Source organism: Phascolarctobacterium faecium (genome assembly GCF_003945365.1).
In the GTDB taxonomy this organism is placed as follows: domain Bacteria; phylum Bacillota; class Negativicutes; order Acidaminococcales; family Acidaminococcaceae; genus Phascolarctobacterium; species Phascolarctobacterium faecium.
Genome location: NZ_AP019004.1, coordinates 2,146,934 through 2,171,129, shown reverse-complemented (window position 1 = coordinate 2,171,129; position 24,196 = coordinate 2,146,934). Strand labels below are relative to the sequence as shown.

The window sequence follows — 24,196 nt, the reverse complement described above, 5'->3', positions numbered from 1 at the left end:
CGTTACAAGTTTATGCATGAAATCTTACATATTTAAACATCTTAGGAGGCTGTATCTACAATGAAAAAAGAAGACATTAAAAAAGTCGTGCTTGCTTATTCTGGTGGTTTGGATACCTCGGTAATTATTCCCTGGCTCAAAGAAAACTATAATAACTGTGAAGTTATAGCAGTTACGGCAGATCTTGGTCAAGGTGACGAACTTGATCCCGTACATGATAAAGCACTTAAATCAGGTGCCAGCAAATGTTATATTTTAGATTTGAAGGAAGAATTTATTGCTGATTATGTTTGGCCTGTTGTCAAAGCCGGCGCAGTTTATGAAAAGAAATATTTACTTGGTACTTCTTTTGCACGTCCTCTGATCGCTAAAAGATTAGTAGAGATCGCTGAAAAAGAAGGTGCTGATGCTGTTGCTCATGGTGCTACGGGCAAAGGTAATGACCAGGTTCGCTTTGAACTTTCTGTAAAAGCACTGGCTCCGCAGCTGGCAATTATTGCTCCCTGGCGCGAATGGAGCATCCGTTCCCGTGAAGATGCCATTGACTTTGCGGAAGCACATAATATTCCTATTCCTGTTACCAAGGAACATGATTATTCTATGGACCGTAATATGTGGCATTTGAGCCATGAAGGTTCAGATCTCGAAGATCCCTGGAATGCTCCTAAGGACGCACTTTTTATTGTAACTAATACTCCTGAAACTGCGCCGGACAAAGCTGAGTATGTAGAACTGGAATTTGAACAGGGTGTGCCGGTTGCTGTTAACGGTACAAAAATGAGTCCGGCCACTATCGTTGAAAATCTTAATGAGATTGGTATCCGTAACGGTGTTGGTATTTGTGATATGGTTGAAAATCGTCTGGTTGGTATGAAATCCCGTGGTGTTTATGAAACTCCTGGTGGGTCTATTATTTATTATGCTCATAATGAACTGGAAAATCTTTGCCTTGATCGTGCTACTATGAGCTATAAACAAATGGTAGGCATTAAATATTCTGAACTCGTTTATGACGGTATGTGGTTCTCTCCGCTGCGCGAAGCTTTGGCAGCTTTTGTTGATGAAACACAAAAAACTGTTACAGGTACAGTACGTTTGAAACTGTATAAAGGCAATATCATTTCTGCAGGCGCTAAATCTCCGTATTCCTTATACAGCCAGGAATATGTAACTTTTGGTGCTGATGAAGTCTATAATCAGGCAGATGCCAGCGGCTTTATTAACCTGTTTGGCTTGCCTTTGACTGTACGTGCATTGATGAAACAAGGAAAACTGAAATAATGGCTAAGCTTTGGGGCGGCAGATTTAGTAAAAATACCAATGAACTCGTAGATGCATTTAATGCATCTATTGAGTTTGATAAACGGCTGTATCATGAAGATATCCGAGGCAGTATTGCCCATGCGCAAATGCTGGGCAAATGCGGTATTATTCCTGCTGAAGATGTGGAAAAGATTGTAGCCGGCTTGGAAACTATTCTTGCTGATATCGAAGCCGGTAATTTTAGTTTTGAAGTGGCTTTAGAAGATATTCATATGAACATTGAGGCACGCCTTACTGAGCGGATTGGCGTTGCTGGGGCACGTTTGCATACTGCCCGCAGCCGTAATGACCAGGTTGCTTTAGACATGCACATGTATATGAAACGTGAGATTGTAGAGATCGGTGAATTGCTGCTGCAGTTTGAGAAGGCGCTTTTGGCAGTTGCCCAAAAACATGACAGAACGCTGATGCCTGGTTACACACATCTGCAGCGTGCTCAGCCTATAACCTTTGCACATCATCTGCTGGCCTATTTTAATATGCTGCAGCGTGATTTTCGCAGGTTGCAGGGGGTGTGGTCTGGCGCTGATATGATGCCTCTTGGTGCAGGAGCCATTGCTGGAACTACATTCCCTATTGATCGTTTTGATGTGGCTGAGCAGCTGAATTTCGGCAGTGTTTATGCCAACAGCATGGATGCTGTCAGCGATCGCGATTATATTATCGAATTTTTGTCATTTGCTTCCGTTTTGATGATGCATATGAGCCGTTTGAGTGAAGAGATTTGTCTGTGGTCAAGTACAGAATTCGGGTTTATAGAACTGGATGATGCATTTGCTACAGGTTCATCGATGATGCCGCAGAAAAAAAATCCGGATATTGCCGAGCTTGTGCGTGGTAAAACAGGTCGTGTTTATGGGCATCTGCAAGCGATGCTGGTTACAGCAAAAGGTTTGCCGCTGACTTATAATAAGGATTTGCAGGAGGATAAAGAAGGTTTTTTTGATGCGGTCGATACTGTTAAATTCAGTCTGGCAGTATACAGCGATATGATTTCTACGATGACTGTCAATGTAGAAAAAATGGAGCAGGCTGTCAGCAAAGATTTCTCTAATGCTACTGATCTTGCTGATTACCTCGTTCGGAAGGGGTTACCTTTCCGACAGGCCCATGAAGTTGTAGGTAAGTGTGTGGCTTATGCTATCCATCAGGGAAAATTCTTGCCGGAGATTTCGCTTGAAGAATATAAAACTTTTTCAGCGTTGTTTGAAGAAGATCTACTAGAGGCTTTGCAGCCGGAAAACTGTGTTGCGGCAAGAACTTCTTATGGCGGACCTGCTTTTTCTGAAAATGCTAAACAATTTTCACGCGGAGACGTACTGTTGGCAGAACAGCAGGTAGTATTAGATGATTTAAAAGCAAGAATATAATTAATTTAAGAAATTTTTGCAAAATATATTAAACTCGTGCATTTCGCATAGCGAAGTACACGAGTTTTTTGTTATAATATATATTAGAATATTGTTGTCTAAAAAATACTTAGGAAACAGGTGAAGAGTTTGTTATTGCAGCTGCAGGGATTATTAAAAACGATAAGCATTTTAGATGTTTTGGATATTTTAGTTGTTGCTTATTTCCTTTTCCGTATATACTTAATGTTAAAAAACACTCGGGCCGCAACTTTAGTCAAAGGTCTTTTGGTCTTAGCTGTTATTTTATTTATCAGTAAATGGCTGAATCTGCATGTTATTACCTGGCTTTTGGAAAAAAGTATGACAGTAGTCATGGTCGCGCTGCCTGTAGTTTTTCAGCCGGAACTGCGTCGTGCGCTTGAGCAGATTGGTCGCGGGCGTTTATTTCATAAGCATAACGAACTTGATGAAAAAGAACTGGAAGATATGCTGAATGCCGTTACTAATGCTACGGAAATTATGAGTCGTAGAAAAATAGGCGCATTGATGGTTTTTGAACGGGAGACAGGTTTGGAAGAGAGAATTGAAACCGGCGTGCCGATTGACGGTTTGATTTCAGATAGTTTGCTGCTCAATATTTTTGAACCGGATACACCCTTACATGATGGCGCTGTTGTTATACGCGGTAATCGTATCGTAGCAGCAAGCTGCCTGCTTCCTTTAACAGAAGCACGTAATCTGAGCCAGGAGTTGGGAACGCGCCATCGTTCTGCTATCGGTATTTCCGAACAGTCAGATGCTCTGGTTTTAGTCGTCAGCGAAGAGACCGGCACGATTTCTCTGGCCCGTAACGGTGAATTGCATCGCTATCTGACCGGCGAAGATATTAAAAGCTTATTAAGAGCTGCTGTAGTACAGCCTTCTCTGAATTGGAAACAGGTTATCAATGATAAAATCAAAGAGATTCGGGGTGGCAAATGATGGGGAATTTCTTTGATCGTGAAAATATGTTGGCACGGGTCATCGCGTTTCTTATTGCCTGTGCGTTATGGATGTATGTTATGAATGAACAGAACCCACTTGTAGAACGTAATTATGTGGTTAATTTGGAACTGCGTAATGTCCCGGAAGGTATGATTGTACTTAATACTCCTGATAAAGTGCGTGTTAAGGTTCAGGCTCAAAGAACGGTTTTAGGTGATATAACGGAAAAAGAAGTTACGGCCTATGTTGATTTTGCTGACAAAAATATAGGACAGCAGGCCTTGCCTGTTAAAGCACAGTTTAATCAGGGGACCGTGTTGGAAGTATATCCCAATAATATTTATGCTTATCTTGATTCTGTTACAGAAAAGGTAATGGAGGTTGATACGCGTGTTATCGGTATACCTGCTTCTGATTTTACTTTAAGTAAACGAGAGGTCATTCCTGACAGTGTAACTGTAAAAGGTGCTACGCATCGTATCAATGAGATGGCTAGAGTTGTGGCACCTGTTGATGTCAGTGAGCGAGAAAATGATTTTCAAGTTGAAAGTACATTGATAGCTATGAGCGCTAATGGTTTGGAAATGCCTGATTTGCAGATTTCACCTGCTAAAGCACAGGTAAAAGCTTCATTAGTACGTCAGATGATTACAGTTGAAGTACCGGTAGTTGTAGAAACTACTGGAGCATTAACTGGCGGAATGACCATGAAACGTGCAGTCTGTGAACCTGCAACAGTGAAATTGACAGCCGAACCTTCCATTTTGCAAAGTATAACAGAAGTAAAGACACAGCCAGTAGATTTAGGTAAATTCAGTGCTAATGGCAATGTAGAAGCAGTACTTTTGTTGCCTGAAAAAACAATGGCTGATACTCATACGGTAAAGGTACATATTGAGGCGGAATGAGAAAGGATTACTAATGAGGTTAAAGGTGAATAATGTCAGGGTTTCGCTTTTGGAGGAAACATCTGTTAAAGAGGCAGCCGCTAAAAAACTGGGATTAAAAAAACAGGATATTGATAATTTGCAAATAGTACGGCGGGCAGTTGATGCCCGCCGTAAAAATAATATTTCCTTAAATTACCATGTTTTGATTGATTTAGAAATATCTTCTAAGCAGTTAGGTAGATTGGTTAAGGATAAAGATGTCACTTTATTGGCAGAAGAAAGTCTTGTTGAACCTGATTTGGGTGTGGAAAAAATAGTTGGACGGCCGTTGGTTATTGGAGCGGGGCCGGCTGGTTTGTTAGCTGCATTGGAGTTAGCTCGGTATGGTTATAGGCCCTTGATACTGGAACGTGGTAAACCTGTAGCACAAAGAGTGGATGATGTGCAGCGTTTTTGGAAAGACGGAAAATTTGATCCAGATTCTAATGTCCAGTTTGGTGAGGGAGGCGCCGGTACTTTTTCCGATGGTAAATTGACCACTCGTGTCAATGATCCGGTGATGGGAAGAATTTTAAAAGATTTTGTGCAGGCGGGTGCTCCTAAGGAAATTTTATACGAACATAAGCCGCATGTGGGCACAGATCAATTACGTGTGATGGTTATGGGCTTGACAAATGAAATACGTGCCTTTGGCGGTGAAATACGTTATAATGCCCATGTCGTTGATTTTATAGTTAAAGAAAATAGTTTGAGCGGAGTAATTCTTTCTGACGGTGAAAAAATCATGAGCAATGCGGTTATTCTAGCATGTGGTCACAGTGCGCGTGATACTTATTCCAGATTGCTGCAGCTTGGAATTGGTATTGAAGCAAAACCATTTGCCATAGGGGTACGGATTGAGCATCCGCAGGAACTTATAGATAAGGCACAGTATGGTGATTTTGCAGGACATCCACGTCTGGGGGCAGCAGATTACGCATTAGTCCATCATACTCCGGATAAGAGTAGAACTGCATATTCTTTTTGTATGTGCCCTGGTGGTATGGTCGTTGCGGCAGCATCTGAAGCAGGTGGTGTAGTAGTAAATGGTATGAGTATGTATCAGCGTGATTCCGGGATTGCCAACAGTGCACTTGTTGTAAATGTAGGTCCTCAGGATTTTGGTACGGATCCGCTTGCCGGGATGGAGTTTCAGCGGTATTATGAAAAGCTGGCGTTTAAGGCTGGCGGAAGTTGTTATAATGCGCCGGCACAGAATGTTGCAAGCTTTTTGAAATATTTGCAGCCTGATTTACGGTGTAATATTAAAGCTACTTACAGACCTGGATTGACCGCTTGTGCGTTAGACAGCGTTCTTCCTGACTTTGTTGCAGATACTTTACGTTCGGGAATACTTGCTTTTGACAAAAAAATTCAAGGTTTTGCGGATGGCGGCGCTTTGCTTACAGGTATCGAAACAAGGACTTCTGCGCCGGTAAGAATTATGCGTAATAATGATACTAAAGTATCAATTACTCATAACGGATTATATCCGTGTGGTGAAGGTGCCGGCTATGCGGGGGGAATTATGAGTGCATCCTTAGATGGTTATCATGTCGCCAGGGCTGTAATGGCAAAATTTACACCATTTTTTTAAAGGCTTGTCACTTGGTGATAAAAAGTTTATAATAAGCTGATAATAAAAATCCTTTGTTCGGAGGTCTTGAAATGGCTCGTTTGTTTGGTACTGATGGTGTGCGTGGAGTCGCTAATGTTGAATTAACGCCGGAACTCGCTTTTAAATTAGGGCGCGCTGCGGCAACTTATTTTGGAAGGGAAACTACTACACCGAAAATCATTATTGGTCGTGATACGCGTTTATCAGGTACGATGCTGGAAGCTGCTTTAGCAGCTGGTATTTGCTCTGCTGGTGGTAACGCGCATCTTTTAGGCGTTATGCCTACTCCGGCAGTATCGTTTCTGACACCGGAAGTGAAGGCCAATGCTGGAGTAGTTATTTCTGCTTCGCATAATCCTTTTGAAGATAATGGCATTAAATTTTTCTCTAAAACTGGACATAAGCTGCCGGATGCAGTAGAGGATGAGATTGCTGAACTGGTAAGCCTGCCTGTAGAATGCAGTAAGAATCCCCGCGGTTCTTCTGTTGGGCAGGTTATTGTGGAAGAAGGCCTTGATAAGCTGTATATAGATCATGTTATTGCAGCTGCTCCATGTAAACTTAATGGACTGAAGGTTGTGATGGATTGCTCTAACGGTGCCAACAGTGTCATTGCTCCGGTTATTTTACGCTCTTTAGGGGTTGAGGTTGTAACGATTTTTAATCAGCCTAACGGCATTAACATCAATAATGGCTGTGGATCAACGCATCTTGAAGCATTACAGGCTAAAGTAGTTGAGGTTGGTGCTGATGTTGGTATTGCCAACGATGGTGATGCAGACCGTTGTTTGGTTGTAGATGAAAAGGGGGAAGCTCTTGACGGTGACCAAATGATGTTGATTTGCGCACTGGAACTGATGAAAAAGAAACAGCTGAAAGATAATGTGCTCGTTACAACTGTTATGAGTAATGTCGGGTTGCATCAAGCTATGAAAAAATATGGCGGTTCCTGTGTAAAAACAGCTGTTGGTGATCGTTATGTGTTAGAAGAAATGTTGAAAAATGGATATAGTTTGGGCGGGGAACAGTCCGGGCACATTATTTTTTCAAGCTTTGCAAAAACTGGTGATGGCATTTTAACCGCCGTACAGCTTCTCGGGGCGTTGGTTCAAAATAACAAACGACTCTCAGAAATGGGGGCGATGATGACAAAATATCCTCAGATTCTGCTTAATGTACGTGTTGCTGACAAGCATGGCTGGGAAGAAAAAGAATCTATAAAGAATATTATAAAAAAATATCAGGAAGAGCTTGGTGACAACGGCCAGATTTTGGTACGGGCATCTGGAACCGAACCTTTGATCCGTATTATGGCTGAAGGACCACAGCAAGAACGCTTAGAAGAGATAGCAAGTGCTATTGCCGAAGTTGTCAACAGCGAACTGGGATAACTGGTCAGCATTGACCTAAGAGTCAAAATATAGTACAATAACAATGGTTACAAGGACGTGCCGCGTGGGACAAGCCAAGCCTGCGCGGCATGTTGTGTGCTCAGCATACACTTGTTACTATAAGCGCAAGTGCCGCCTTTGGCGGCAGACGAGGGAGAGGTTTATCGATCAGTCAGCGGGTACCTCTCGGCTAGCTGCAGGCCGTAAGCAGACTACAAATTCCGGCGGTAACGACGGTGACAAAATGTCTGTGGCAGAATTGGCAATATACATTTAGGAGGATACAACTATGTGTGGTATCGTTGGTTATATTGGTAATAATCAAGCAGCGCCGTTTTTACTGGACGGCATGAGCAAGCTTGAGTACCGCGGTTATGATTCCGCTGGTATCGCTGTTTATGAAAAAGGTAAGATCACTGTTGAGAAATGTGTAGGCCGTCTTGATTCTTTGCGTCAAAAATTGGATGGTCATATGCCTGAAGGCACCATGGGTATAGGACATACCCGTTGGGCTACGCATGGACGTCCGTCCGACCGTAATTCTCATCCGCACACTGATGCCAGCGGGGAGTTTGTTGTTGTGCATAATGGTATTATTGAAAATTATCTGGTTCTGAAGGAAGATTTGATTGCCAAAGGGCACAAATTTGTTTCTGAAACAGATACTGAAGTTGTGGCACATTTAATGGCTGCATATTATGATGGAGACTTTGAAGAAACTGTAAAAAGAGTTTTGCGTGTTATTGAGGGATCCTATTCGCTGGTGTTTATGTGTGCCAAAGAACCGGAGAAAATAATTTGCACAAAAAAAGATAATCCTTTGGTTATTGGACTTGGTGAAGGCGAAAATTTTATTGCTTCCGATATACCGGCTATTATTGCTAAGACACGCCGTACGTTTATTATGAGTGATGGTGAAATTGCTACTGTCACTAAAGACAGTGTCTGGGTACAGGATATAAATGGAACACCGATCAGTAAAAAGGTTTTTGAAGTAAATTGGAATGCAGAGGCTGCTGAAAAAGGCGGTTTTGAACATTTTATGCTTAAAGAAATTTACGAACAACCAAAATCTATCCGTGATACAATGACTGGGCGCGTACCGAAAGATTCTCACGGAATTGAATTTACTGAACTTGGCTGGACAGAAGAAGAAATGGCAGGTATCAATAAGATTTTTATTGTTGCCTGTGGCACTGCTTATCATGCAGGTATTGTTGGAAAATACTATTTGGAACAGCTGGCACGGATTCCGGTAGAAGTCGATATTGCCAGTGAATTCCGTTATCGCAGTCCTTTAGTTGATGGCAACAGTTTGACGATAGTTATCAGTCAGTCAGGTGAAACCAGCGATACTTTGGCTGCTTTGAAAGAGGCTAAGCGCCTTGGTTCCCGTACTTTGGCGGTTACAAATGTCGTAGGTTCTTCTATTTCCAGAGAAGCTGATCAGGTTGTTTATACCTATGCTGGCCCAGAAATTGCTGTAGCTTCTACTAAAGCTTATACTACACAACTTTTAGTAATGCTGATGCTGGCTATTTATGTTGGACGTTTGCGCGGTACTTTAGATATTGCCAAAGCGCATAAGCTTGTGGAAGGGTTACACGATATCCCTGAGCAGATTCATAAGCTACTGGAAAATGTAGATCAGATTAAAGTTTTTGCAACCCGTTATGGCAGCAGTGAAGATGCATTTTTCCTGGGCCGCAGCCTTGATTATGCTGTTGCGCTGGAAGGTGCTTTGAAGCTTAAAGAAATATCTTATATCCATGCCGAGGCTTATGCAGCGGGAGAACTGAAACATGGTACTTTGGCTTTGATTGTTGAAGGTGTGCCGGTAATCGTTTTAGCTACACAGCCTGATGTTTATGATAAAACAGTCAGCAATCTGCAGGAAGTAAAAGCGCGTGAAGCGATGGTCATTGCAATTGCTTTTGAAGGGGATGACAGTATTGCAAAATATGCTGATCATGTTATTTTCATTCCCAGAACAGATAAATATCTAGCTCCGTTGCTTGCTGTCCTACCTTTGCAGCTGTTAGCTTATTATGCTGCTTTAACTCGTGGCTGTGATGTTGATAAGCCTAGGAATCTTGCTAAATCAGTAACAGTTGAATAAAAATAACGCCTGCCGGAATTTTTTGGCAGGCGTCTTTTTGTGTCCGTCTTGAAAGTTATTTTGGTAGAGTTAGCTAATAGTGCGAAAAATATGCTATAATAGTGGTAACAATAATTATTATCGAAAAGGAGTATTGTATGAACAATTCTGTTGCTTTATTATATAATTTCAATGAAGAAAAGTTAAAAATGATTAAAATGGTCTGTATGATGATGCAGGTGAGGTTTAAAGAGGTTGCAAGAGCAGAGTATGAGCAGCCGCTGGGAGCTTTATTGGGAATTTCTGGAATAGAAAATCACGGAGAAGTTTATCAGGGAGAAGAATTTCAGGAAGAAATGTTGGTGCTGCATGGATTTGACGGCAGCAAGTTACAAAAATTTTTAATTGCTTTGCAGCGTGTAGGGGTAGGAAGAATAGAGTTAAAAGCGATGATTACGGAAAATAATAAAAGTTGGAATGGCCTGGCTTTATATGAGGAACTTTGCCAGGAAAGAGAAGCTTTTAAGAAGATGGAAGCTGAAAGACGTAATAAAGTACAAAAGTAAAAGTAAAACCGCGGTTTACCGCGGTTTTACTTTTTTTCTAAAATATTTTCAGAAATTATACAAGCTAAAATTATTACAGCTCCGCTCATACCTGTAAAAGTTAATTTTTCATTAAGTAAAAAGTATGAGGCTGCAGCAGTTAAAATAGGTTGAGTACATTGCAGCATTGATACTAAGGAGGAAGATAAGAATTTCAAGGCAGCGTTTTGCAGAAAATAAGCCAGGCAGGTACATGTAATAGCCAGATAGATAACAACAGCCCAGGCTTCTGGTTGAATTTTAGTGATAGTGCTAATATCGTCGAATAATAAAGCTCCTGCGATGCTGATAACTGCCGTAATAAAGGTTTGAATAGCAGAAATAGTGATAGCATCTGTTGCTTTCAGAGATTTTTCTCCAAAGACCAGTGCTCCTGCGACGCTGACTGCTGTAAGCAATGCCCATAAATCTCCCTGGTTAAAAGAAAACGTTCCTCCATTACTACAGAGTAGATACATACCGAGAATGACCAATAGTTGTATAGGAAGATGTGAAAGTTTATAAGGTCGCTGTAAGACTATTATTGACAAAAGCGGTGCGAAAATTACTGATAAGGACATAATAAAGCCAACATTCGTTGCCGTAGTTCCTTCTAATGCCAGATTACATGAAATATAAGCTGAAGCCATACATAATCCTGCTGGCAGATATTGGCTTGCAGAAAGTGCCTGCAGCTGTTTCCTTAAGCGTGTTGCAAAGAAAATTGCGAAGAGAGAAAAAGCCAGACCAAAACGAAAGGCCAGACACCATAAAGGTGTGATACTGGCAAAAGCAATTTTAGTGAGTGGATTACCTAAGCCGTATAGAAAACTTTGCAACAATATGAAAATGATATATTTATTATGTGAATTGTTTATCATCTTTCTCCTTGAATACAAATTGCAAAATAAAATACATTGTGAGTTATATTTTAACAGCTAAATTCGACTAATGCAAACTATTTTGTAAATCAAGATGATTGCTTTGACAATAAAAGGCGTTTTTTTGCCAGTAATGATTGAAACTCTGCTTCTAATTTTTCAGTTGGATTGAGGCTAAGGTGACTGATAATTTCAGCCAGTTTATTTTCTATAAGTAAAATATCTGCTGTTGCTTCAATATACTCAGTGCTTATTTGTTTATTTGAGTAGTCGTCATATGGCCCAGGGAAAAAGTTCAGTTTTGTTCCATCAAAGACTAATAAATTTTTAGCAATGGCTTTAAGCAGGCGGCGGTCATGGGTTGTAAAAATCAAAGTTCCTGGATAATTGCATAATAATTCTTCTAAAGCAGTTACAGCATCCAGATCCAAGTGATTGGTTGGTTCGTCTAGCATAAGTACATTACAGTCACTGACTAATATTTTTGCTAAAGCAGCTTTGACTTTTTCACCGCCGCTTAAAAGCTGTATTGGTTTAAAAAAATCTTCGCGTTTGAAACGAAGTCTTATTAAAACAGTACGTAATAAAGCTTCGCTTTGTGAAGACGTTGACTGTAGGTTACGGAGCAGGTTTTTATCAGGATCAAGAATATCAATATCCTGACTGAAGTAACCTATTTTTGCTCCGCAGGCTATTTGCACATTTGGCAAGTGTTTGTTGTGTGCTTTTAAAAATTGTTTGAGTAAAGTTGTTTTCCCGCAGCCGTTTGGTCCGATGATGGCAAGTTTGTCGCCGGATTTTACTGAAAAACTTGCTGTTTGCCAGAGCGGTTTTTTATCAATAATATAAGACCAGTTATGTGCTCTTACTAAAATTTGTCCCTGCCATAGTTTTTAAGACAGTAAATTCATTTTTATTATTGGTAAGGATTGTCTTTTTTCTATCTGTTTAAGTTTGTCTAACCTCGTCAGTATGGATTGACCTGTTTGCTGTAACTTTTTCTGTTTTTTAGCAAAGTAGGGTTTAGCTCCGGTAATCCTGGCTTCTGATAAAGATATCTTCGTGGTTTTAACAGCTTTTTGCGCTTGCTGCTGTTTGGCAGAAAAAGCTGTTTCTAAATGAGTTTTTTGCATAATATATTTACGATAAGCTTGATCATGAGTTTTTTCAGAAATTATCTTTTGCTGCTGATAATTACTGTAATTACCTTGATATATTTGAAGTTGTTTATCGTCCAAAGCCCAGATTTCATTGCATAATGCATCTAAAAAATCACGATCGTGGGAAACTAATATTAAGGCTCCTGAGTAATGCCGAAGTTCCTTTTCAAGCCATAACAAATGGTCCATATCAAGATTATTAGTTGGTTCGTCTGCCAGCAGCAAACCGGATTGTTGTTTGAGCGCCTGCAGGATGTAGGTTTGAGTCGTTTCGCCACCGCTTTTGGAGAGTCTTTCTTTTAATTGCGGTAGTATAGTCATTGTTGTTTTGCAAATGATTTTTGCGGCTGCAGGAATTGGTCTTATACCTGCTAATAACTCTAATAAAGTTGTTTTTCCACTTCCGTTCAGCCCGATCAGGCCTATACGGCTTTTTGTATGTAGTTTTAAAGCAGGCAGTTTGAATAATAGTCTTTCGCCTAAATAATATTTAAATGAATTGGTTTCGAGGATGTACATATAATTTCAACTCCTAACTTTCGAAGACAATAAAAACCTCCCGATTCAAGACAGAATGGGAGGTGTAAAGGTAGACTTAGCCTCAAATCGCAGAAAATGATCCATTCTGACTTACTGATAAAAGACAACACTTAACAAAGCTTTTGGTTTTAAGCTGTTTTTGTGTCTTTTTCAGATAAGGTGCGAAATTGGATCAGTTTTTCATTCGTTCAAGTGTCCTTTCAATATTCATAATTATATTTTTATAATATAGGATTATAAAATCTTTGTCAACTAAACTCCAGTCCCATCAAAGATGGGAATAAAATCAGCGCTGGCAGCGGTATCTTCCTGAATAAAGCCGTCTTCAATACCGGAATTGAAAAGGTACTGCTCAACTTTTTGATATTCTTCTGCAGTAACAACACGGTTTATTTCAGGGTATTCAGCGGCTCGGCCGCATGGAATATATTGATGCATCAGACTAAACAGGACTTGCCCCGGTTCAAAATTGTCAGCGATCCAGTCTATTACTCTTAGTGTATTTTCTAACATATTCGGTAACAGCAGATGCCTGATAATTACACCACTTTTTAATAAACCATTTTCATCGATTTGGTAGGGCCCGACTTGTTTGTACATGGTTTTTATGGCCGTTGTAGCAGTATTAAAATAATTAGGCGCATTACTGTACTTTATTGCGGCTAAATCGTCACTATATTTTAGATCGGGAAGCCATATTTGTATTTTATTTTTCAATCTGTGTATTGTATCGACAGTTTCAAAACCACTGGTATTATAAATTACAGGGACTGGCAATGGTTCCTGTAAGCTTGCGATAATAGCCTCAGTAAAATGTGTTGCTGTAACTAAATTGATATTATGGGCTCCTTGTTTAATTAAGTCAAAATAAATTTCTTTTAATCTTTCAACGGATATTTCCTGTCCTTTATTTAAACAGCTGATTTCGTAATTTTGGCAGAATGCACAATGTAAATTGCAGCCACTAAAAAAAACAGTGCCTGAACCTTTGGTGCCGCTTATGCATGGCTCTTCCCACATATGCAGTGCCGCACGGGCAACTATTGGCTGCATACCGCAGCCGCAGGAACCGAAAATACCATTTGGACTGTTCATTGTTTCTGCCCTGTCAACTCCGCAGCGGTGTGGGCAGACGTAACAGTAAGTCATTAAAACATCTCCTTTGGAGTATTTTCTAAATTGTAGCATAGTTGGACAAGAGATAAAAGGATAATTGACAAAAAGAGCGGTAAAAAGTATAATCTAAAGCAGAAGTAGGTCATATAACTGACGGAAGTGGATTAACCACGTGGAGTATGACCGGTGTTGCCGACCGTCTGGGCGTTTTACCCCAGAAGTGTCGGTTTTTTTATATATTTTTAAGGAGGAATAGTCGTGAAAGAGCTGCTATTGAAGTATGGCTGTAATCCAAATCAAAGTAAGGCGCGTATTTATAGTAAAATAGGTGAACTGCCAATTGAGGTTTTGAACGGCCGCCCTGGTTATATTAATTTTCTGGATGCCTTTAACAGCTGGCAGTTAGTAAAAGAATTAAAGGAAGCTACCGGCCTGCCTGCAGCAGCATCTTTTAAACATGTAAGTCCAGCCGGTGCTGCCGTTGGATTGCCGATGAGCGATGTACTGAAAAAAATATATTATGTTGACGATCTAGCTCTGACTCCGTTGGCTACTGCTTATGCCAGGGCTCGTGGTGCTGACCGTATGTCATCTTACGGAGACTTTGTCGCTTTATCAGATATCTGTGACAAGGAGACTGCAGCTATGCTGGCTCGAGAAGTTTCAGATGGCGTTATTGCCCCCGGCTATACAGAGGAAGCTTTGGAAATTTTAAAAACTAAACGTAAGGGCACTTATAATATTATAAAAATTGATCCGTCTTATATTCCAGAGATACAGGAAACGAAAGATGTATTTGGTATAACTTTTGAACAGGACCGTAATGAGGCTAAAATTACGTCAGAGCTGCTGGTAAATCGTCCGACTGTCAATAAAGAAATTCCTGAGGATGCAGTACGTGATCTTCTGATTGCGTTGATTACTTTGAAATACACGCAATCGAATTCCGTCTGCTATGTTAAAGATGGACAGGCGATTGGTATTGGTGCGGGGCAACAGTCTCGTGTTCATTGTACAAGGCTTGCCGGAAATAAAGCTGATAACTGGTGGCTGCGCCAGAACCCCAGTGTTTTAGAACTGCCTTTTAAGGACAGTATTCGACGTCCTGATCGGGACAATACTATTGATGTGTATATTTCTGACGATTATGAAGATATACTTGCAGATGGAATTTGGGAACAGTTCTTTACCGAAAAACCAGCTCCGCTGACACGTGAAGAGAAAAAAGTATGGCTTCATAAGCTGCACGGAGTTTCTCTTGGCAGTGATGCTTTTTTCCCGTTTGGTGATAATATTGAACGCGCTCACCGCAGCGGTGTAGATTATATTGCTCAGGCAGGCGGAAGTATCAGAGATGATAATGTTATTGAAACATGTGATAAATATAATATCGCAATGGCATTTACTGGTTTACGTTTGTTCCATCATTAATAACTTTCCGCCAAAGAAAACTTTGGCGGATTTTTTTGAACAAAAATGACTGACAAGTCAGTTTTGTGGGCGTTGGAAGCTGTTGTGGTATTTTTTTTACATAAATCGCATAAAATTGTCTGAAAACTATTGAGTTAGTAAATTTTTTGTGGTAAAATACACAAGGTATAATGTCCAAAATATGTTTATGTTTTAGTAAGATTATGGCAAGTAGGAGATGAGTAGTTCGTGAGTACTGAAAATGTATCGGGAATACTTTTCTTAGTGCAATCGGCTTGTCTGGAAAGGCGCTTTTTAGATGATCCGGCGCTGAGTATAGAACAGTTAAACTGCGGCCAGATACGGATAAGTTTTTCTCTGACGGCCGGTATTGACCTTGATCATCGTGGTAAGGTCCGTAGCAGCGTTATTTATCGTCTTCTTGAATCTGTATTGCAAATCAGCGCTGTCAGCGTTGGTGTCGAAGCTGAAACATTAAATTTTTGTTGTAACATTGTAAAATACACAGCAGCTGAAAAACTTTATGCTGTCTGTAAGATTTGCCATTGCGGACGAATGACTCTTGTGGCCGAAGCTGAGGTATATGATGAAAATGATACTCTGTTGGCAACGGTACTGACGACTTTGTTTGTTGTGGAAACAATTAAGGATATACCCCGTAAATGGTAAAGGCTGACGGCAAGTCGCCTTAACAAGCAATTTGGCTTAAGCCTTAACACAAGGAGGACAAAATGGATTTTGCACTTAATGAAGAACAACTTGAATTACAGGAAATGGTGAGGGATTTTGTAGAAAAAGAAATTACCCCTTACGCTGCCGAAATGGACAGAAATAATCAATCTATGCCCGGGCTGCTTGAAAAAGCTGCTGATATGGGGCTTTTGAATGTTATTGTTCCAGAAGAATATGGCGGACCTGGACTGGACAGCGTTACAGTTGCCGTTATTTATGAAGAACTGGGCAAAGGCTGTGCAGGTGTTGCTACCTCAATGGCTGCGAACTCCCTGGCGTCTTATCCTATTTTGATTGCCGGCACTGAAGAACAGAAACAAGCGCATTGTGATTTACTTAATGATGGTAAACTGGCTGCGTTTGCATTAACTGAACCTGGTGCAGGTTCAGATGCCGGTGGTGTCGCTACTTCAGCTGTAAAAAACAAGGAAGCCGGAACTTATACTCTTAATGGTACTAAAGCGTTTATTACTAATGGTGGAATTGCAGATACTTATCTTGTATTTGCTAATACCCGCAAATCCGGTGGTATCCGTGGTTTGACTGCATTTATCGTACCTAAAGGAACACCTGGCTTTACTGTTGGTAAAAAAGAGGATAAAATGGGCATCCGCCCCTCTAATACCTGTGAATTGATTTTACAGGATGTCGTGATTCCAGAAGCTAACCGTGTTGGCCGTGAAGGCGAGGGCTTCCGTATAGCAATGAATACTTTGGATTCTGCACGTCCTTTTGTTGGAGCAGTATCCGTTGGTCTGGCTCAGGCTGCTTTAGATTGTGCTGTAAAATATGCTAAAGAAAGAAAACAATTCGGCCAGCCGATTGCTTCTTTCCAAATGATCCAGTCCATGATTGCTGATATGGCTATGAAGGTTGAAACGGCAAGATTGATGGTACTGAAAGCATGCTGGATGCGTGACCAGGGGCTGGAATTTTCCAAAGAGGCGGCTATGGCTAAATGTTATGCTGCTGATGTGGCTATGCAGGTGACTACTGATGCTGTTCAGGTAATGGGCGGTTATGGTTATTCCCGTGAATATCCGGTTGAAAAAATGATGCGTGATGCTAAGATCATGCAGATTTATGAAGGCACAAACCAAATTCAACGTTTGGTTATAGCTAATAAAATTCTGTACTAATAGTTTATTTATAAAACCCGGTACTATTTGGTGCCGGGTTTTTTATATAGGACTGTCAAAATTATTTATGCATAAATGTAAAAAAATATATACTTTAATTATTAAGACTGATTACTCAAGTGATTCTCATTACACTATGGCAAAGAAGCATTGAAAAAAGATAATTTTACAGGTATAATAATAAGAGTAATTTTTATAAATATAGGAGTAACTTATGATTTTGATTTGGCTGGCGGCGTTAGTCGTTTTGCTTGACCAATTGACAAAAAATATAGTTGTAGCTATGATGGCTGAAGGACAAAGTATTCCCATCATTCCTAACATTTTCCATTTAACTTATATTTTGAATCCAGGGGCTGCCTTTGGAATGTTTGCTCATAACAGAACTTTTTTTATTTGTGTAGCTTTGCTGGTGCTGGTCATAGTTTGGTGGTTTAGAAAAGAAATCTTAGCAGAACCTTTGTGTGTGCGGGCCGGAACAGCACTTTTTATTGGTGGGGCTGTCGGTAATCTGATAGACAGAGCTGAAAATGGTATGGTTGTAGATTTTTTTGATTTTCGTATCTGGCCTATTTTTAATGTGGCAGATATTGCTATTTGTGTAGGGGTGGGTTTTATTATATGGAATTTAATACAGACAGAAATACTGAAGAAGTAGAAAATATTGCTGCTGCAGAAAATGATGTTGGTCAAAGACTCGATATTTATCTGGCTGCAAAACTAGAGGTGTCGCGCTCCAATATGCAAAAACTTTTGGAGGAAGGGCGTGTATTTCGTGGAGCAAAAGTGTTTAAAGCCAACTATAAAGTTAAGGCCGGCGATGTGTTCACAGTTATGCTGCCAGAGCCGGAACTTTTAGAAATTCGTTCTGAGGCTATTCCCTTGGATGTTATTTTTGAAGATGAAGATGTAGTTGTTGTTAATAAAAGTCGTGGGATGGTGGTGCATCCAGCACCAGGCCATTATACCGGTACTCTTGTTAATGCACTGCTTCATCATTGCCAAAATTTATCAGGGATAAATAATGTAATCAGGCCGGGGATTGTGCACCGTTTGGATAAGGATACTTCAGGCATCATGATTGTAGCTAAGAATGATGCTGCACATATATCTTTATCGGAACAGATTCAAAACAAAACTGCCAAACGTTCATATATTGCTATTGTCAGGGGCAATATAAAAGAGGATACCGGGACAATTTCGGCGAAGATAGCTCGTGATAAAAATGACCGTAAAAAGATGACGGTAGTACAAGAGGGTGGGCGTACCGCAGTAACTGATTATGAAGTGCTTGAGCGTTTTGGACGTTTTACTATTGTACGCTGCCGTTTGAGAACAGGTCGAACACATCAGATACGTGTCCATATGGACTATTTGGGATATCCCTTAGTAGGAGATCCTAAATATTCTCCGATGAAGGTTCCATTTGCGATTCATGGGCAGGCACTTCATTCACAGGAACTGGAGTTTACACATCCGCGTACAGGAGAACGGCTGCGGTTTGAGGCGGGGCTGCCGGAAGATATGCAGAAAATTATTACCCGTTTACGTAACGGACAATTCTAAAATATTTTGAGGTGAGCTGTATGAGTAAAGTAGTTAAGAAAAATGTTATTATGGACAGTGATGCAATGCGTCGTGCGTTGGTACGTATCGCACATGAAATCATCGAAAAGAACAAGGGTGTCAATAATGTTGTGCTTGTTGGTATTCGAACCAGAGGAGTGCCGTTGGCACAACGGATTGCACAGGAAATTGAAATTATTGAAGGCGTAAAAGTAAAAGTGGGTATGCTTGATATTACCTTATATCGTGATGACCTTTCTACCTTGGGGTATAATCCGATCGTACATGGAACTGATATTGATTTTGATCTGAATGGGAAGAATATCGTTTTAGTAGATGATGTTCTCTATACTGGTCGTACGATTAGAGCCGCGCTGGATGCTGTCATTGACATGGGACGCCCACGGTCTATCCAATTAGCAGTGCTTATTGATCGAGGACATAAGGAATTGCCTATTCGCGCTGATTTTGTTGGTAAAAACGTACCAACTGCTCATAAGGAAACTATTGAAGTTACTTTAAAAGAACATGATGAAACTGATGAAGTATTCATAGGGGAAGTAGTTGCAGAATAAGAGGTGAGCAGAATGGCAAAAACTCCTACTCAATTACGCAGTGAAGCTGCATGTAAAACAGTTTTGAAAAATTTGGAAAGACGTGGTTTTGAAGCTTTTTATTGTTCGGATAAGCCTGCGGCTTTAGACAAAGCATTAGAACTTATATCTGAAGACGACGTTGTATCCTGGGGCGGTTCCGTTACCATACAGGAAATTGGACTGTTAGATGTAATGCGAAGCGGACGCTATAAGGTTATTGACCGTGACACGGCAGAAACACCTGCGCAGAGAACGGAGCTGATGCGTAAAGCACTGTTGTGTGATACTTTTTTAATGAGCAGTAATGCTGTTAGTGAAGATGGACAGCTGGTAAATATTGATGGTACTGGAAATCGTGTGGCAGCTATGGTGTATGGTCCTAAAAGTGTAATTGTTATTGCAGGGATCAATAAAATCGTCAAAACCCAGGATGATGCTTTGGCACGTGTGAGAATGTTGGCGGCGCCTATTAATGTTCAGCGTTTTCCTCAGTTAAAAACTCCTTGTATGGAAACAGGGCTTTGTGCAGATTGTAACGCACCTGACTGTATTTGCAATTATATATTGACTACCAGACGCTGTAAACCTAAAGGAAAAATCAAAGTGATTTTAGTTGGCGAGAGTTTGGGTTATTAAAAATATTACTGTCTCAGCATTTGCTGCGGCAGTTTTTTATTTCACATTGCTGTAATATCTTTTAGCAGGAGCAAGTATGAAAATGGCGAATATATAGATTAAGTAGAAGTATAATTTTAAGAAAGCGAGGCAGTAGCGTGGGGAATAAAGTAATGCCTAATGAAGTTCTTTATCATATTGGTATTTCAGCAGAAATGATTAAAGGAGCAGAGTATGCTTTGCTGCCTGGAGATCCAGGGCGTGTAGAAGCGTTGGCCAGAGCTCTTGGCACCGCTGAGCCTGTCGGTTGTCATCGTGAATATACAAGCTGGCTGGCGGATGTTGAAGGAACATCGGTATTGGTTTGTTCTACAGGCATGGGAGGACCTTCTGTCGCCATAGGAATGGAAGAATTGGCACGTCTTGGCATAAAGAATTTTATTCGTGTCGGAACAACTGGTTCTATTCAGAAAGATGTAGAACTTGGTGATCTTGTTATCAATAAAGCGGCAGTACGTTTAGACGGAACGTCACAGCACTATGCGCCTTTGAATTTTCCTGCAGTGGCTTCATTTGAGTTAACTCTGGCCCTGCAGCAGGCAGCAGAAAGTCTGTCAATTCCATATCATACTGGTATTTCTGTTTCCAGTGATACTTTTTGGCCTGGTCAGGAACGTTATGACAGCTATACAGGCTATGTGAGAAAATCATTGCAGGGGAGTCTACAAGAGTGGCAGGCATTAGGAGCTTTAAATTATGAGATGGAAACTGCGGCGCTGTTTATAGTTGCTCAGAGTTTTGGTTTGCAAGCGGCTTCAATTTGCGGCGTCGTTGCTAAAAGGACTGACAGCGAACTGGTTGCGCCGCCGGATCTTTACGAATTGGCTTCGCAAAGATTTCAGGCAGTAGTAAAAAAGACTTTGCAGGATTTAATAAAGGCAGGTAAATAACATGGCAAGAAGTATTATTTTATTATTGGATTCTTTTGGTATTGGCTATGCCCATGACGCTGAAAAGTTTGGTGACAGCGGTGCAGATACATTAGGGCATATTTGTGAGTGGATGGCTGCAAACCGCAAAAGTGCGGATGGAAGTCCCAGGTATTTACATCTGCCTAATCTGGCAAGGTTAGGACTGGCAGGTGCGGCAGAGCTCAGCCGTGGTCAAAAGCTGGCGTATCCTCTAAGCAGTGACGATAGTAAAATCGATGCTGCTTATACTTATGCAGAGGAAATAAGCCATGGTAAAGATACTCTGAGCGGGCACTGGGAGATTACAGGCGTCCCGGTACTTTTTGACTGGGGGTATTTTCCGCAGCAGCTAAAATGTTTTCCAAAGGAATTAGTTGAGAAAATTATTAAACAGGGAAATTTGCCGGGGGTATTGGGGGAAAAGCATGCATCTGGAACTGAAATAATAAAAGAACTGGGTGAAGAACATCTAAAGACTGGCAAGCCAATTATTTACACCAGCGCAGACAGTGTTTTGCAAATTGCGGCGCATGAAGAAGTGTTTGGTCTTGAACGATTATATGAATTATGTAAGATTTGCTATGAACTAGTTAAGCCTTACCATATAGCGCGCGTTATAGCGCGTCCTTTTGTGGGCACTCGTGCAGAAGATTTTGTGCGGACTGGCAACAGGCATGATTATGCTGTGCCTGCTCCTGCTGATACGTTGCTGGACAAACTGGTAGCCGCAGGCGGCAGTGTCTATGCGGTGGGTAAAATTGCTGATATTTTTGCTCACCGCGGAATTACGAAGCATTATCCTGCCAGTGGTCTTGATAAATTATTTGCCGCTGCATTGCAGGCTGTGCAAGAAGCTCCTGATAATAGCCTGGTTTTTGTAAATTTTGTGGATTTTGATTCTTCCTTCGGGCATCGGCGTGATGTTGAAGGCTATGGGGAAGGATTGGAATATTTTGATGATCGTTTGCCTGAACTGCTTAGGTTATTAAAGCAAGATGACCTGTTGCTGGTTACTGCAGATCATGGATGTGATCCAACCTGGAGTGGCAGTGACCATACACGTGAAAAAATTCCGGTCTTGTTTTTTGGTAAAAATATTGTTAGTAAGGCTTTACTACCCATGCGGACGTTTTCTGATATCGGTCAGACAATAGCTGTTCATTTAGGTATAGAGCGGCTTGCCAATGGTAAAGCTGCTGAATTACGCTGATAGGAGGGAGTATTAATGAAAAAATTTAACGGGCTGTTGTTGGCTGTTTTATTAACAATAGTGGCAATTGTTCCTAATACGGCTGCCGCTTTTGCTGATCAGCCTGTAGCCTTTGTAGTTTTTGATAACAGTGGTAACGTAACGCAGCAGGTTTATAAAATGTGGCGTGAGCCTGTACGTTGGGCGTATCATTTCCCTGATTTTAAGCTGGTTGATACAGATCGGACTAAAAAGGTGACTGCAGAAAATATTTTTACGGGACATGGAAAAAGCGTTGTCGACCAATCTGTTACGAGGAAGATAGCAGAAGAAATACCAGCGGAAGCGTTAGTTTTGGTCATTGTGCACGACATGTACGAGCAGATGGTGCAGGGAATGATATGGCGTAATGAAGACGGTTCAACCTATGTAAGAACGGTTTTAAATGCTGATATCTATGTTTACCGAAAAGATGGTGATAGATTCTCTAAAAAACGGATTAGGGAAAATGAGATAAAAGAATTGGGGAATCAGACTGCTCCGGAAGAAACTATGAAATGGGCAATCAGCAAACAGGTAAATATCATGGAAAATCGTCCTGTTATTAATTGAAGTCATAAAATGATGTACTAAATATTGTATATGGAAAAGTTAATAAGTGAAATAAACACAAAATATTGTAGAAAGGGCTTTACAAATAATTATTATTGATTTATAATTAGGTCATGGAATTTTATCTAAGGAGCTGGTTAACATGACCTATGAACTGCATGGTATAAAAATTAATTGCGCGGATGGGATCTCGCAAGAAGAAGCCGCCATTTATCTCAATAATCAATTACAGGTAATGCCGCATAAAACATTGTTGTCTTTGGATTTAGGGCTTGACGGTAATAATGTAGTTGTTAAACCACATTATGACACCATAGTGCGTGTACGCCGTATTACCGGTTATCTCAGTACTTTGCCGCGTTTTAACGATGCTAAGAAAAAAGAAGCCGCTGATAGAGTTTCTCATATTCAATGAAATTAAGTTTTAATGCCTCGACCTGATATGGTCGAGGTTTTTTATTTGGGTGTACGTTTGTTTGCAGAATTGTCAAATCCTGTTCGGTGAAGTCTCTTTAAAAAAGCTATGATAAATGATAAAATATTACTATTAAAGAATTTTTTTAGTCAAAAAAACTGCAGATGGGAAGTGTTGAGATGAAATTTATTTCTTGGAATGTAAATGGGCTGCGGGCCTGTATGAATAAAGGCTTTAAAGAATTTATGGACAGCGTCGACGCAGATGTTTTTTGCGTTCAGGAAACAAAAATGCAGCGTGAGCAGGCGGAGTTTGTTTTTCCTGGATATGAGGAGTACTGGAACAGCGCTGAAAAAAAGGGGTATTCCGGTACGGCTGTTTTTTCTAAAGTCAAGCCTCTTACTGTCACCTATGGTTTGGGAATTGAAGAACATGATAAAGAAGGGCGTGTTATTACTGCCGAATATAAGGAGTTTTATCTGGTAAATGTATATACGCCTAATTCACAGCGCGGGCTGGAACGGTTGGATTACAGACAGATATGGGAAGATGCATTTCGTGATTATCTGTTGAAGCTTGACCAAATTAAACCGGTGCTTGTTTGCGGAGATCTTAATGTTGCTCATCGTGAGATAGATTTGAAAAACTGGAAAACTAATCGTAATAATGCTGGGTTTACTGATGAAGAGAGAGCAAAAATGACGGAGTTGTTAACGGCGGGGTTTACTGACTCGTTTCGCCATCTCTATCCCGAAAAAGAAGGTGCTTATACCTGGTGGTCGTATATGTTTAAAGCGCGCGAAAAGAATGCGGGATGGCGTATTGATTATTGGCTTGTTTCTGACAGATGGGCTGACAGAATAGAAGACAGCGTGATTTATGCTGATATCACGGGCAGTGACCATTGCCCAGTCGGATTAGTTTTGAAATAAATTTTTAGTAATGACAAGAGGT

General features: G+C 40.7%; 24 protein-coding genes and 1 riboswitch. Of the genes, 20 read left to right on the top strand and 4 right to left on the bottom strand.

Annotated features, from left to right (window positions below; all coding sequences use genetic code 11):
• Nucleotides 1–60: 60 nt before the first annotated feature.
• From PFJ30894_RS10475 to PFJ30894_RS10440, 8 genes are all read left to right on the top strand, one after another.
• Entirely contained in the window at nucleotides 61–1,281 is a 1,221-nt protein-coding gene (locus PFJ30894_RS10475; protein WP_125669776.1) for an argininosuccinate synthase, read from the top strand.
• Nucleotides 1,281–2,693, top strand: coding sequence for an argininosuccinate lyase (gene argH / locus PFJ30894_RS10470; protein ID WP_125669775.1), 1,413 nt, complete (start codon nucleotides 1,281–1,283; stop codon nucleotides 2,691–2,693). Before PFJ30894_RS10475 ends, argH begins: the two co-directional genes overlap by 1 nt.
• Before the next feature lie 129 nt (nucleotides 2,694–2,822).
• Nucleotides 2,823–3,656 (top strand): diadenylate cyclase CdaA, encoded by an 834-nt coding sequence (gene cdaA / locus PFJ30894_RS10465; protein ID WP_044491756.1) that lies wholly within the window; start codon nucleotides 2,823–2,825, stop codon nucleotides 3,654–3,656.
• Nucleotides 3,653–4,567 (top strand): CdaR family protein, encoded by a 915-nt coding sequence (locus PFJ30894_RS10460; protein ID WP_113077819.1) that lies wholly within the window; start codon nucleotides 3,653–3,655, stop codon nucleotides 4,565–4,567. Before cdaA ends, PFJ30894_RS10460 begins: the two co-directional genes overlap by 4 nt.
• Nucleotides 4,568–4,580: 13 nt before the next feature.
• Nucleotides 4,581–6,185 (top strand): NAD(P)/FAD-dependent oxidoreductase, encoded by a 1,605-nt coding sequence (locus tag PFJ30894_RS10455; RefSeq protein WP_125669774.1) that lies wholly within the window; start codon nucleotides 4,581–4,583, stop codon nucleotides 6,183–6,185.
• Between the two features lie 71 nt (nucleotides 6,186–6,256).
• The gene (gene glmM, locus PFJ30894_RS10450; protein WP_125669773.1) at nucleotides 6,257–7,597 is read left to right on the top strand and encodes a phosphoglucosamine mutase; all 1,341 of its coding nucleotides are present in this window, start codon (nucleotides 6,257–6,259) and stop codon (nucleotides 7,595–7,597) included.
• A gap of 289 nt (nucleotides 7,598–7,886) precedes the next feature.
• Nucleotides 7,887–9,716, top strand: a complete 1,830-nt coding sequence (gene glmS, locus PFJ30894_RS10445; protein ID WP_021717940.1) for a glutamine--fructose-6-phosphate transaminase (isomerizing) — start codon at nucleotides 7,887–7,889, stop codon at nucleotides 9,714–9,716.
• Between the two features lie 137 nt (nucleotides 9,717–9,853).
• Entirely contained in the window at nucleotides 9,854–10,261 is a 408-nt protein-coding gene (locus PFJ30894_RS10440) for a DUF3783 domain-containing protein (protein WP_021717939.1), read from the top strand.
• 26 nt (nucleotides 10,262–10,287) lie between these two features.
• On the opposite strand, the gene PFJ30894_RS10435 is transcribed toward PFJ30894_RS10440, so the two are convergent.
• The 4 genes from PFJ30894_RS10435 to PFJ30894_RS10420 all read right to left on the bottom strand — a co-directional run bounded on the left by PFJ30894_RS10435 (nucleotide 10,288) and on the right by PFJ30894_RS10420 (nucleotide 14,009).
• Nucleotides 10,288–11,160 (bottom strand): DMT family transporter, encoded by an 873-nt coding sequence (locus tag PFJ30894_RS10435; RefSeq protein ID WP_125669772.1) that lies wholly within the window; start codon nucleotides 11,158–11,160, stop codon nucleotides 10,288–10,290.
• A gap of 89 nt (nucleotides 11,161–11,249) precedes the next feature.
• The gene (locus PFJ30894_RS10430) at nucleotides 11,250–11,936 is read right to left on the bottom strand and encodes an ATP-binding cassette domain-containing protein (RefSeq protein WP_231997983.1); all 687 of its coding nucleotides are present in this window, start codon (nucleotides 11,934–11,936) and stop codon (nucleotides 11,250–11,252) included.
• Nucleotides 11,937–12,053: 117 nt separating this feature from the next.
• Nucleotides 12,054–12,839: an ATP-binding cassette domain-containing protein gene (locus PFJ30894_RS10425; protein ID WP_125669770.1), complete on the bottom strand. Its 786-nt coding sequence runs from the start codon at nucleotides 12,837–12,839 to the stop codon at nucleotides 12,054–12,056.
• A gap of 273 nt (nucleotides 12,840–13,112) precedes the next feature.
• A complete protein-coding gene (locus tag PFJ30894_RS10420) occupies nucleotides 13,113–14,009 on the bottom strand; it encodes a 4Fe-4S cluster-binding domain-containing protein (protein ID WP_125669769.1) in 897 nt (298 codons plus the stop codon).
• A 103-nt stretch (nucleotides 14,010–14,112) separates the two neighbouring features.
• A riboswitch (ZMP/ZTP riboswitch) is annotated at nucleotides 14,113–14,189 on the top strand.
• Nucleotides 14,190–14,228: 39 nt separating this feature from the next.
• Here PFJ30894_RS10420 and PFJ30894_RS10415 point away from each other — a divergent pair.
• From PFJ30894_RS10415 to PFJ30894_RS10360, 12 genes are all read left to right on the top strand, one after another.
• The gene (locus PFJ30894_RS10415; protein ID WP_346265874.1) at nucleotides 14,229–15,407 is read left to right on the top strand and encodes a phosphoribosylaminoimidazolecarboxamide formyltransferase; all 1,179 of its coding nucleotides are present in this window, start codon (nucleotides 14,229–14,231) and stop codon (nucleotides 15,405–15,407) included.
• Between the two features lie 228 nt (nucleotides 15,408–15,635).
• Nucleotides 15,636–16,076: a hotdog family protein gene (locus PFJ30894_RS10410; RefSeq protein WP_125669768.1), complete on the top strand. Its 441-nt coding sequence runs from the start codon at nucleotides 15,636–15,638 to the stop codon at nucleotides 16,074–16,076.
• Nucleotides 16,077–16,138: 62 nt separating this feature from the next.
• On the top strand, nucleotides 16,139–17,278 hold the full coding sequence (locus PFJ30894_RS10405; protein WP_021717934.1) for an acyl-CoA dehydrogenase family protein: 1,140 nt from the start codon (nucleotides 16,139–16,141) through the stop codon (nucleotides 17,276–17,278).
• A gap of 214 nt (nucleotides 17,279–17,492) precedes the next feature.
• Nucleotides 17,493–17,936: a signal peptidase II gene (gene lspA, locus PFJ30894_RS10400; protein ID WP_021717933.1), complete on the top strand. Its 444-nt coding sequence runs from the start codon at nucleotides 17,493–17,495 to the stop codon at nucleotides 17,934–17,936.
• Nucleotides 17,900–18,844 (top strand): RluA family pseudouridine synthase, encoded by a 945-nt coding sequence (locus tag PFJ30894_RS10395; RefSeq protein ID WP_113077830.1) that lies wholly within the window; start codon nucleotides 17,900–17,902, stop codon nucleotides 18,842–18,844. Before lspA ends, PFJ30894_RS10395 begins: the two co-directional genes overlap by 37 nt.
• A gap of 20 nt (nucleotides 18,845–18,864) precedes the next feature.
• Entirely contained in the window at nucleotides 18,865–19,419 is a 555-nt protein-coding gene (gene pyrR, locus PFJ30894_RS10390) for a bifunctional pyr operon transcriptional regulator/uracil phosphoribosyltransferase PyrR (protein ID WP_021717931.1), read from the top strand.
• Between the two features lie 12 nt (nucleotides 19,420–19,431).
• Nucleotides 19,432–20,076: a lactate utilization protein gene (locus PFJ30894_RS10385; protein ID WP_021717930.1), complete on the top strand. Its 645-nt coding sequence runs from the start codon at nucleotides 19,432–19,434 to the stop codon at nucleotides 20,074–20,076.
• A gap of 152 nt (nucleotides 20,077–20,228) precedes the next feature.
• Nucleotides 20,229–21,005 (top strand): uridine phosphorylase, encoded by a 777-nt coding sequence (gene udp / locus PFJ30894_RS10380; RefSeq protein ID WP_125669767.1) that lies wholly within the window; start codon nucleotides 20,229–20,231, stop codon nucleotides 21,003–21,005.
• 1 nt (nucleotide 21,006) lies between these two features.
• The gene (locus PFJ30894_RS10375) at nucleotides 21,007–22,236 is read left to right on the top strand and encodes a phosphopentomutase (RefSeq protein WP_125669766.1); all 1,230 of its coding nucleotides are present in this window, start codon (nucleotides 21,007–21,009) and stop codon (nucleotides 22,234–22,236) included.
• 15 nt (nucleotides 22,237–22,251) lie between these two features.
• The gene (locus PFJ30894_RS10370; RefSeq protein ID WP_125669765.1) at nucleotides 22,252–22,827 is read left to right on the top strand and encodes a hypothetical protein; all 576 of its coding nucleotides are present in this window, start codon (nucleotides 22,252–22,254) and stop codon (nucleotides 22,825–22,827) included.
• Between the two features lie 142 nt (nucleotides 22,828–22,969).
• Complete coding sequence (locus PFJ30894_RS10365) at nucleotides 22,970–23,242, top strand: anaerobic ribonucleoside-triphosphate reductase (protein ID WP_125669764.1); 273 nt, start codon at nucleotides 22,970–22,972, stop codon at nucleotides 23,240–23,242.
• Between the two features lie 179 nt (nucleotides 23,243–23,421).
• The gene (locus tag PFJ30894_RS10360; protein WP_125669763.1) at nucleotides 23,422–24,174 is read left to right on the top strand and encodes an exodeoxyribonuclease III; all 753 of its coding nucleotides are present in this window, start codon (nucleotides 23,422–23,424) and stop codon (nucleotides 24,172–24,174) included.
• Nucleotides 24,175–24,196 lie beyond the last annotated feature (22 nt).

Excerpts from the sequence above, each read along its gene's own strand:
- lspA (WP_021717933.1), top strand. The coding sequence starts at position 17,493 with ATGATTTTGATTTGGCTGGCGGCGTTAGTCGTTTTGCTTGACCAATTG.
- PFJ30894_RS10375 (WP_125669766.1), top strand. The coding sequence starts at position 21,007 with ATGGCAAGAAGTATTATTTTATTATTGGATTCTTTTGGTATTGGCTAT.
- PFJ30894_RS10370 (WP_125669765.1), top strand. The coding sequence starts at position 22,252 with ATGAAAAAATTTAACGGGCTGTTGTTGGCTGTTTTATTAACAATAGTG.
- PFJ30894_RS10360 (WP_125669763.1), top strand. The coding sequence starts at position 23,422 with ATGAAATTTATTTCTTGGAATGTAAATGGGCTGCGGGCCTGTATGAAT.
- PFJ30894_RS10460 (WP_113077819.1), top strand. The coding sequence starts at position 3,653 with ATGATGGGGAATTTCTTTGATCGTGAAAATATGTTGGCACGGGTCATC.
- PFJ30894_RS10475 (WP_125669776.1), top strand. The coding sequence starts at position 61 with ATGAAAAAAGAAGACATTAAAAAAGTCGTGCTTGCTTATTCTGGTGGT.
- argH (WP_125669775.1), top strand. The coding sequence starts at position 1,281 with ATGGCTAAGCTTTGGGGCGGCAGATTTAGTAAAAATACCAATGAACTC.
- pyrR (WP_021717931.1), top strand. The coding sequence starts at position 18,865 with ATGAGTAAAGTAGTTAAGAAAAATGTTATTATGGACAGTGATGCAATG.
- PFJ30894_RS10405 (WP_021717934.1), top strand. The coding sequence starts at position 16,139 with ATGGATTTTGCACTTAATGAAGAACAACTTGAATTACAGGAAATGGTG.
- PFJ30894_RS10425 (WP_125669770.1), bottom strand. The coding sequence starts at position 12,839 with ATGTACATCCTCGAAACCAATTCATTTAAATATTATTTAGGCGAAAGA.
- PFJ30894_RS10395 (WP_113077830.1), top strand. The coding sequence starts at position 17,900 with ATGGAATTTAATACAGACAGAAATACTGAAGAAGTAGAAAATATTGCT.
- PFJ30894_RS10455 (WP_125669774.1), top strand. The coding sequence starts at position 4,581 with ATGAGGTTAAAGGTGAATAATGTCAGGGTTTCGCTTTTGGAGGAAACA.
- PFJ30894_RS10440 (WP_021717939.1), top strand. The coding sequence starts at position 9,854 with ATGAACAATTCTGTTGCTTTATTATATAATTTCAATGAAGAAAAGTTA.
- PFJ30894_RS10365 (WP_125669764.1), top strand. The coding sequence starts at position 22,970 with ATGACCTATGAACTGCATGGTATAAAAATTAATTGCGCGGATGGGATC.
- PFJ30894_RS10385 (WP_021717930.1), top strand. The coding sequence starts at position 19,432 with ATGGCAAAAACTCCTACTCAATTACGCAGTGAAGCTGCATGTAAAACA.
- glmM (WP_125669773.1), top strand. The coding sequence starts at position 6,257 with ATGGCTCGTTTGTTTGGTACTGATGGTGTGCGTGGAGTCGCTAATGTT.
- PFJ30894_RS10420 (WP_125669769.1), bottom strand. The coding sequence starts at position 14,009 with ATGACTTACTGTTACGTCTGCCCACACCGCTGCGGAGTTGACAGGGCA.
- glmS (WP_021717940.1), top strand. The coding sequence starts at position 7,887 with ATGTGTGGTATCGTTGGTTATATTGGTAATAATCAAGCAGCGCCGTTT.
- udp (WP_125669767.1), top strand. The coding sequence starts at position 20,229 with ATGCCTAATGAAGTTCTTTATCATATTGGTATTTCAGCAGAAATGATT.
- PFJ30894_RS10435 (WP_125669772.1), bottom strand. The coding sequence starts at position 11,160 with ATGATAAACAATTCACATAATAAATATATCATTTTCATATTGTTGCAA.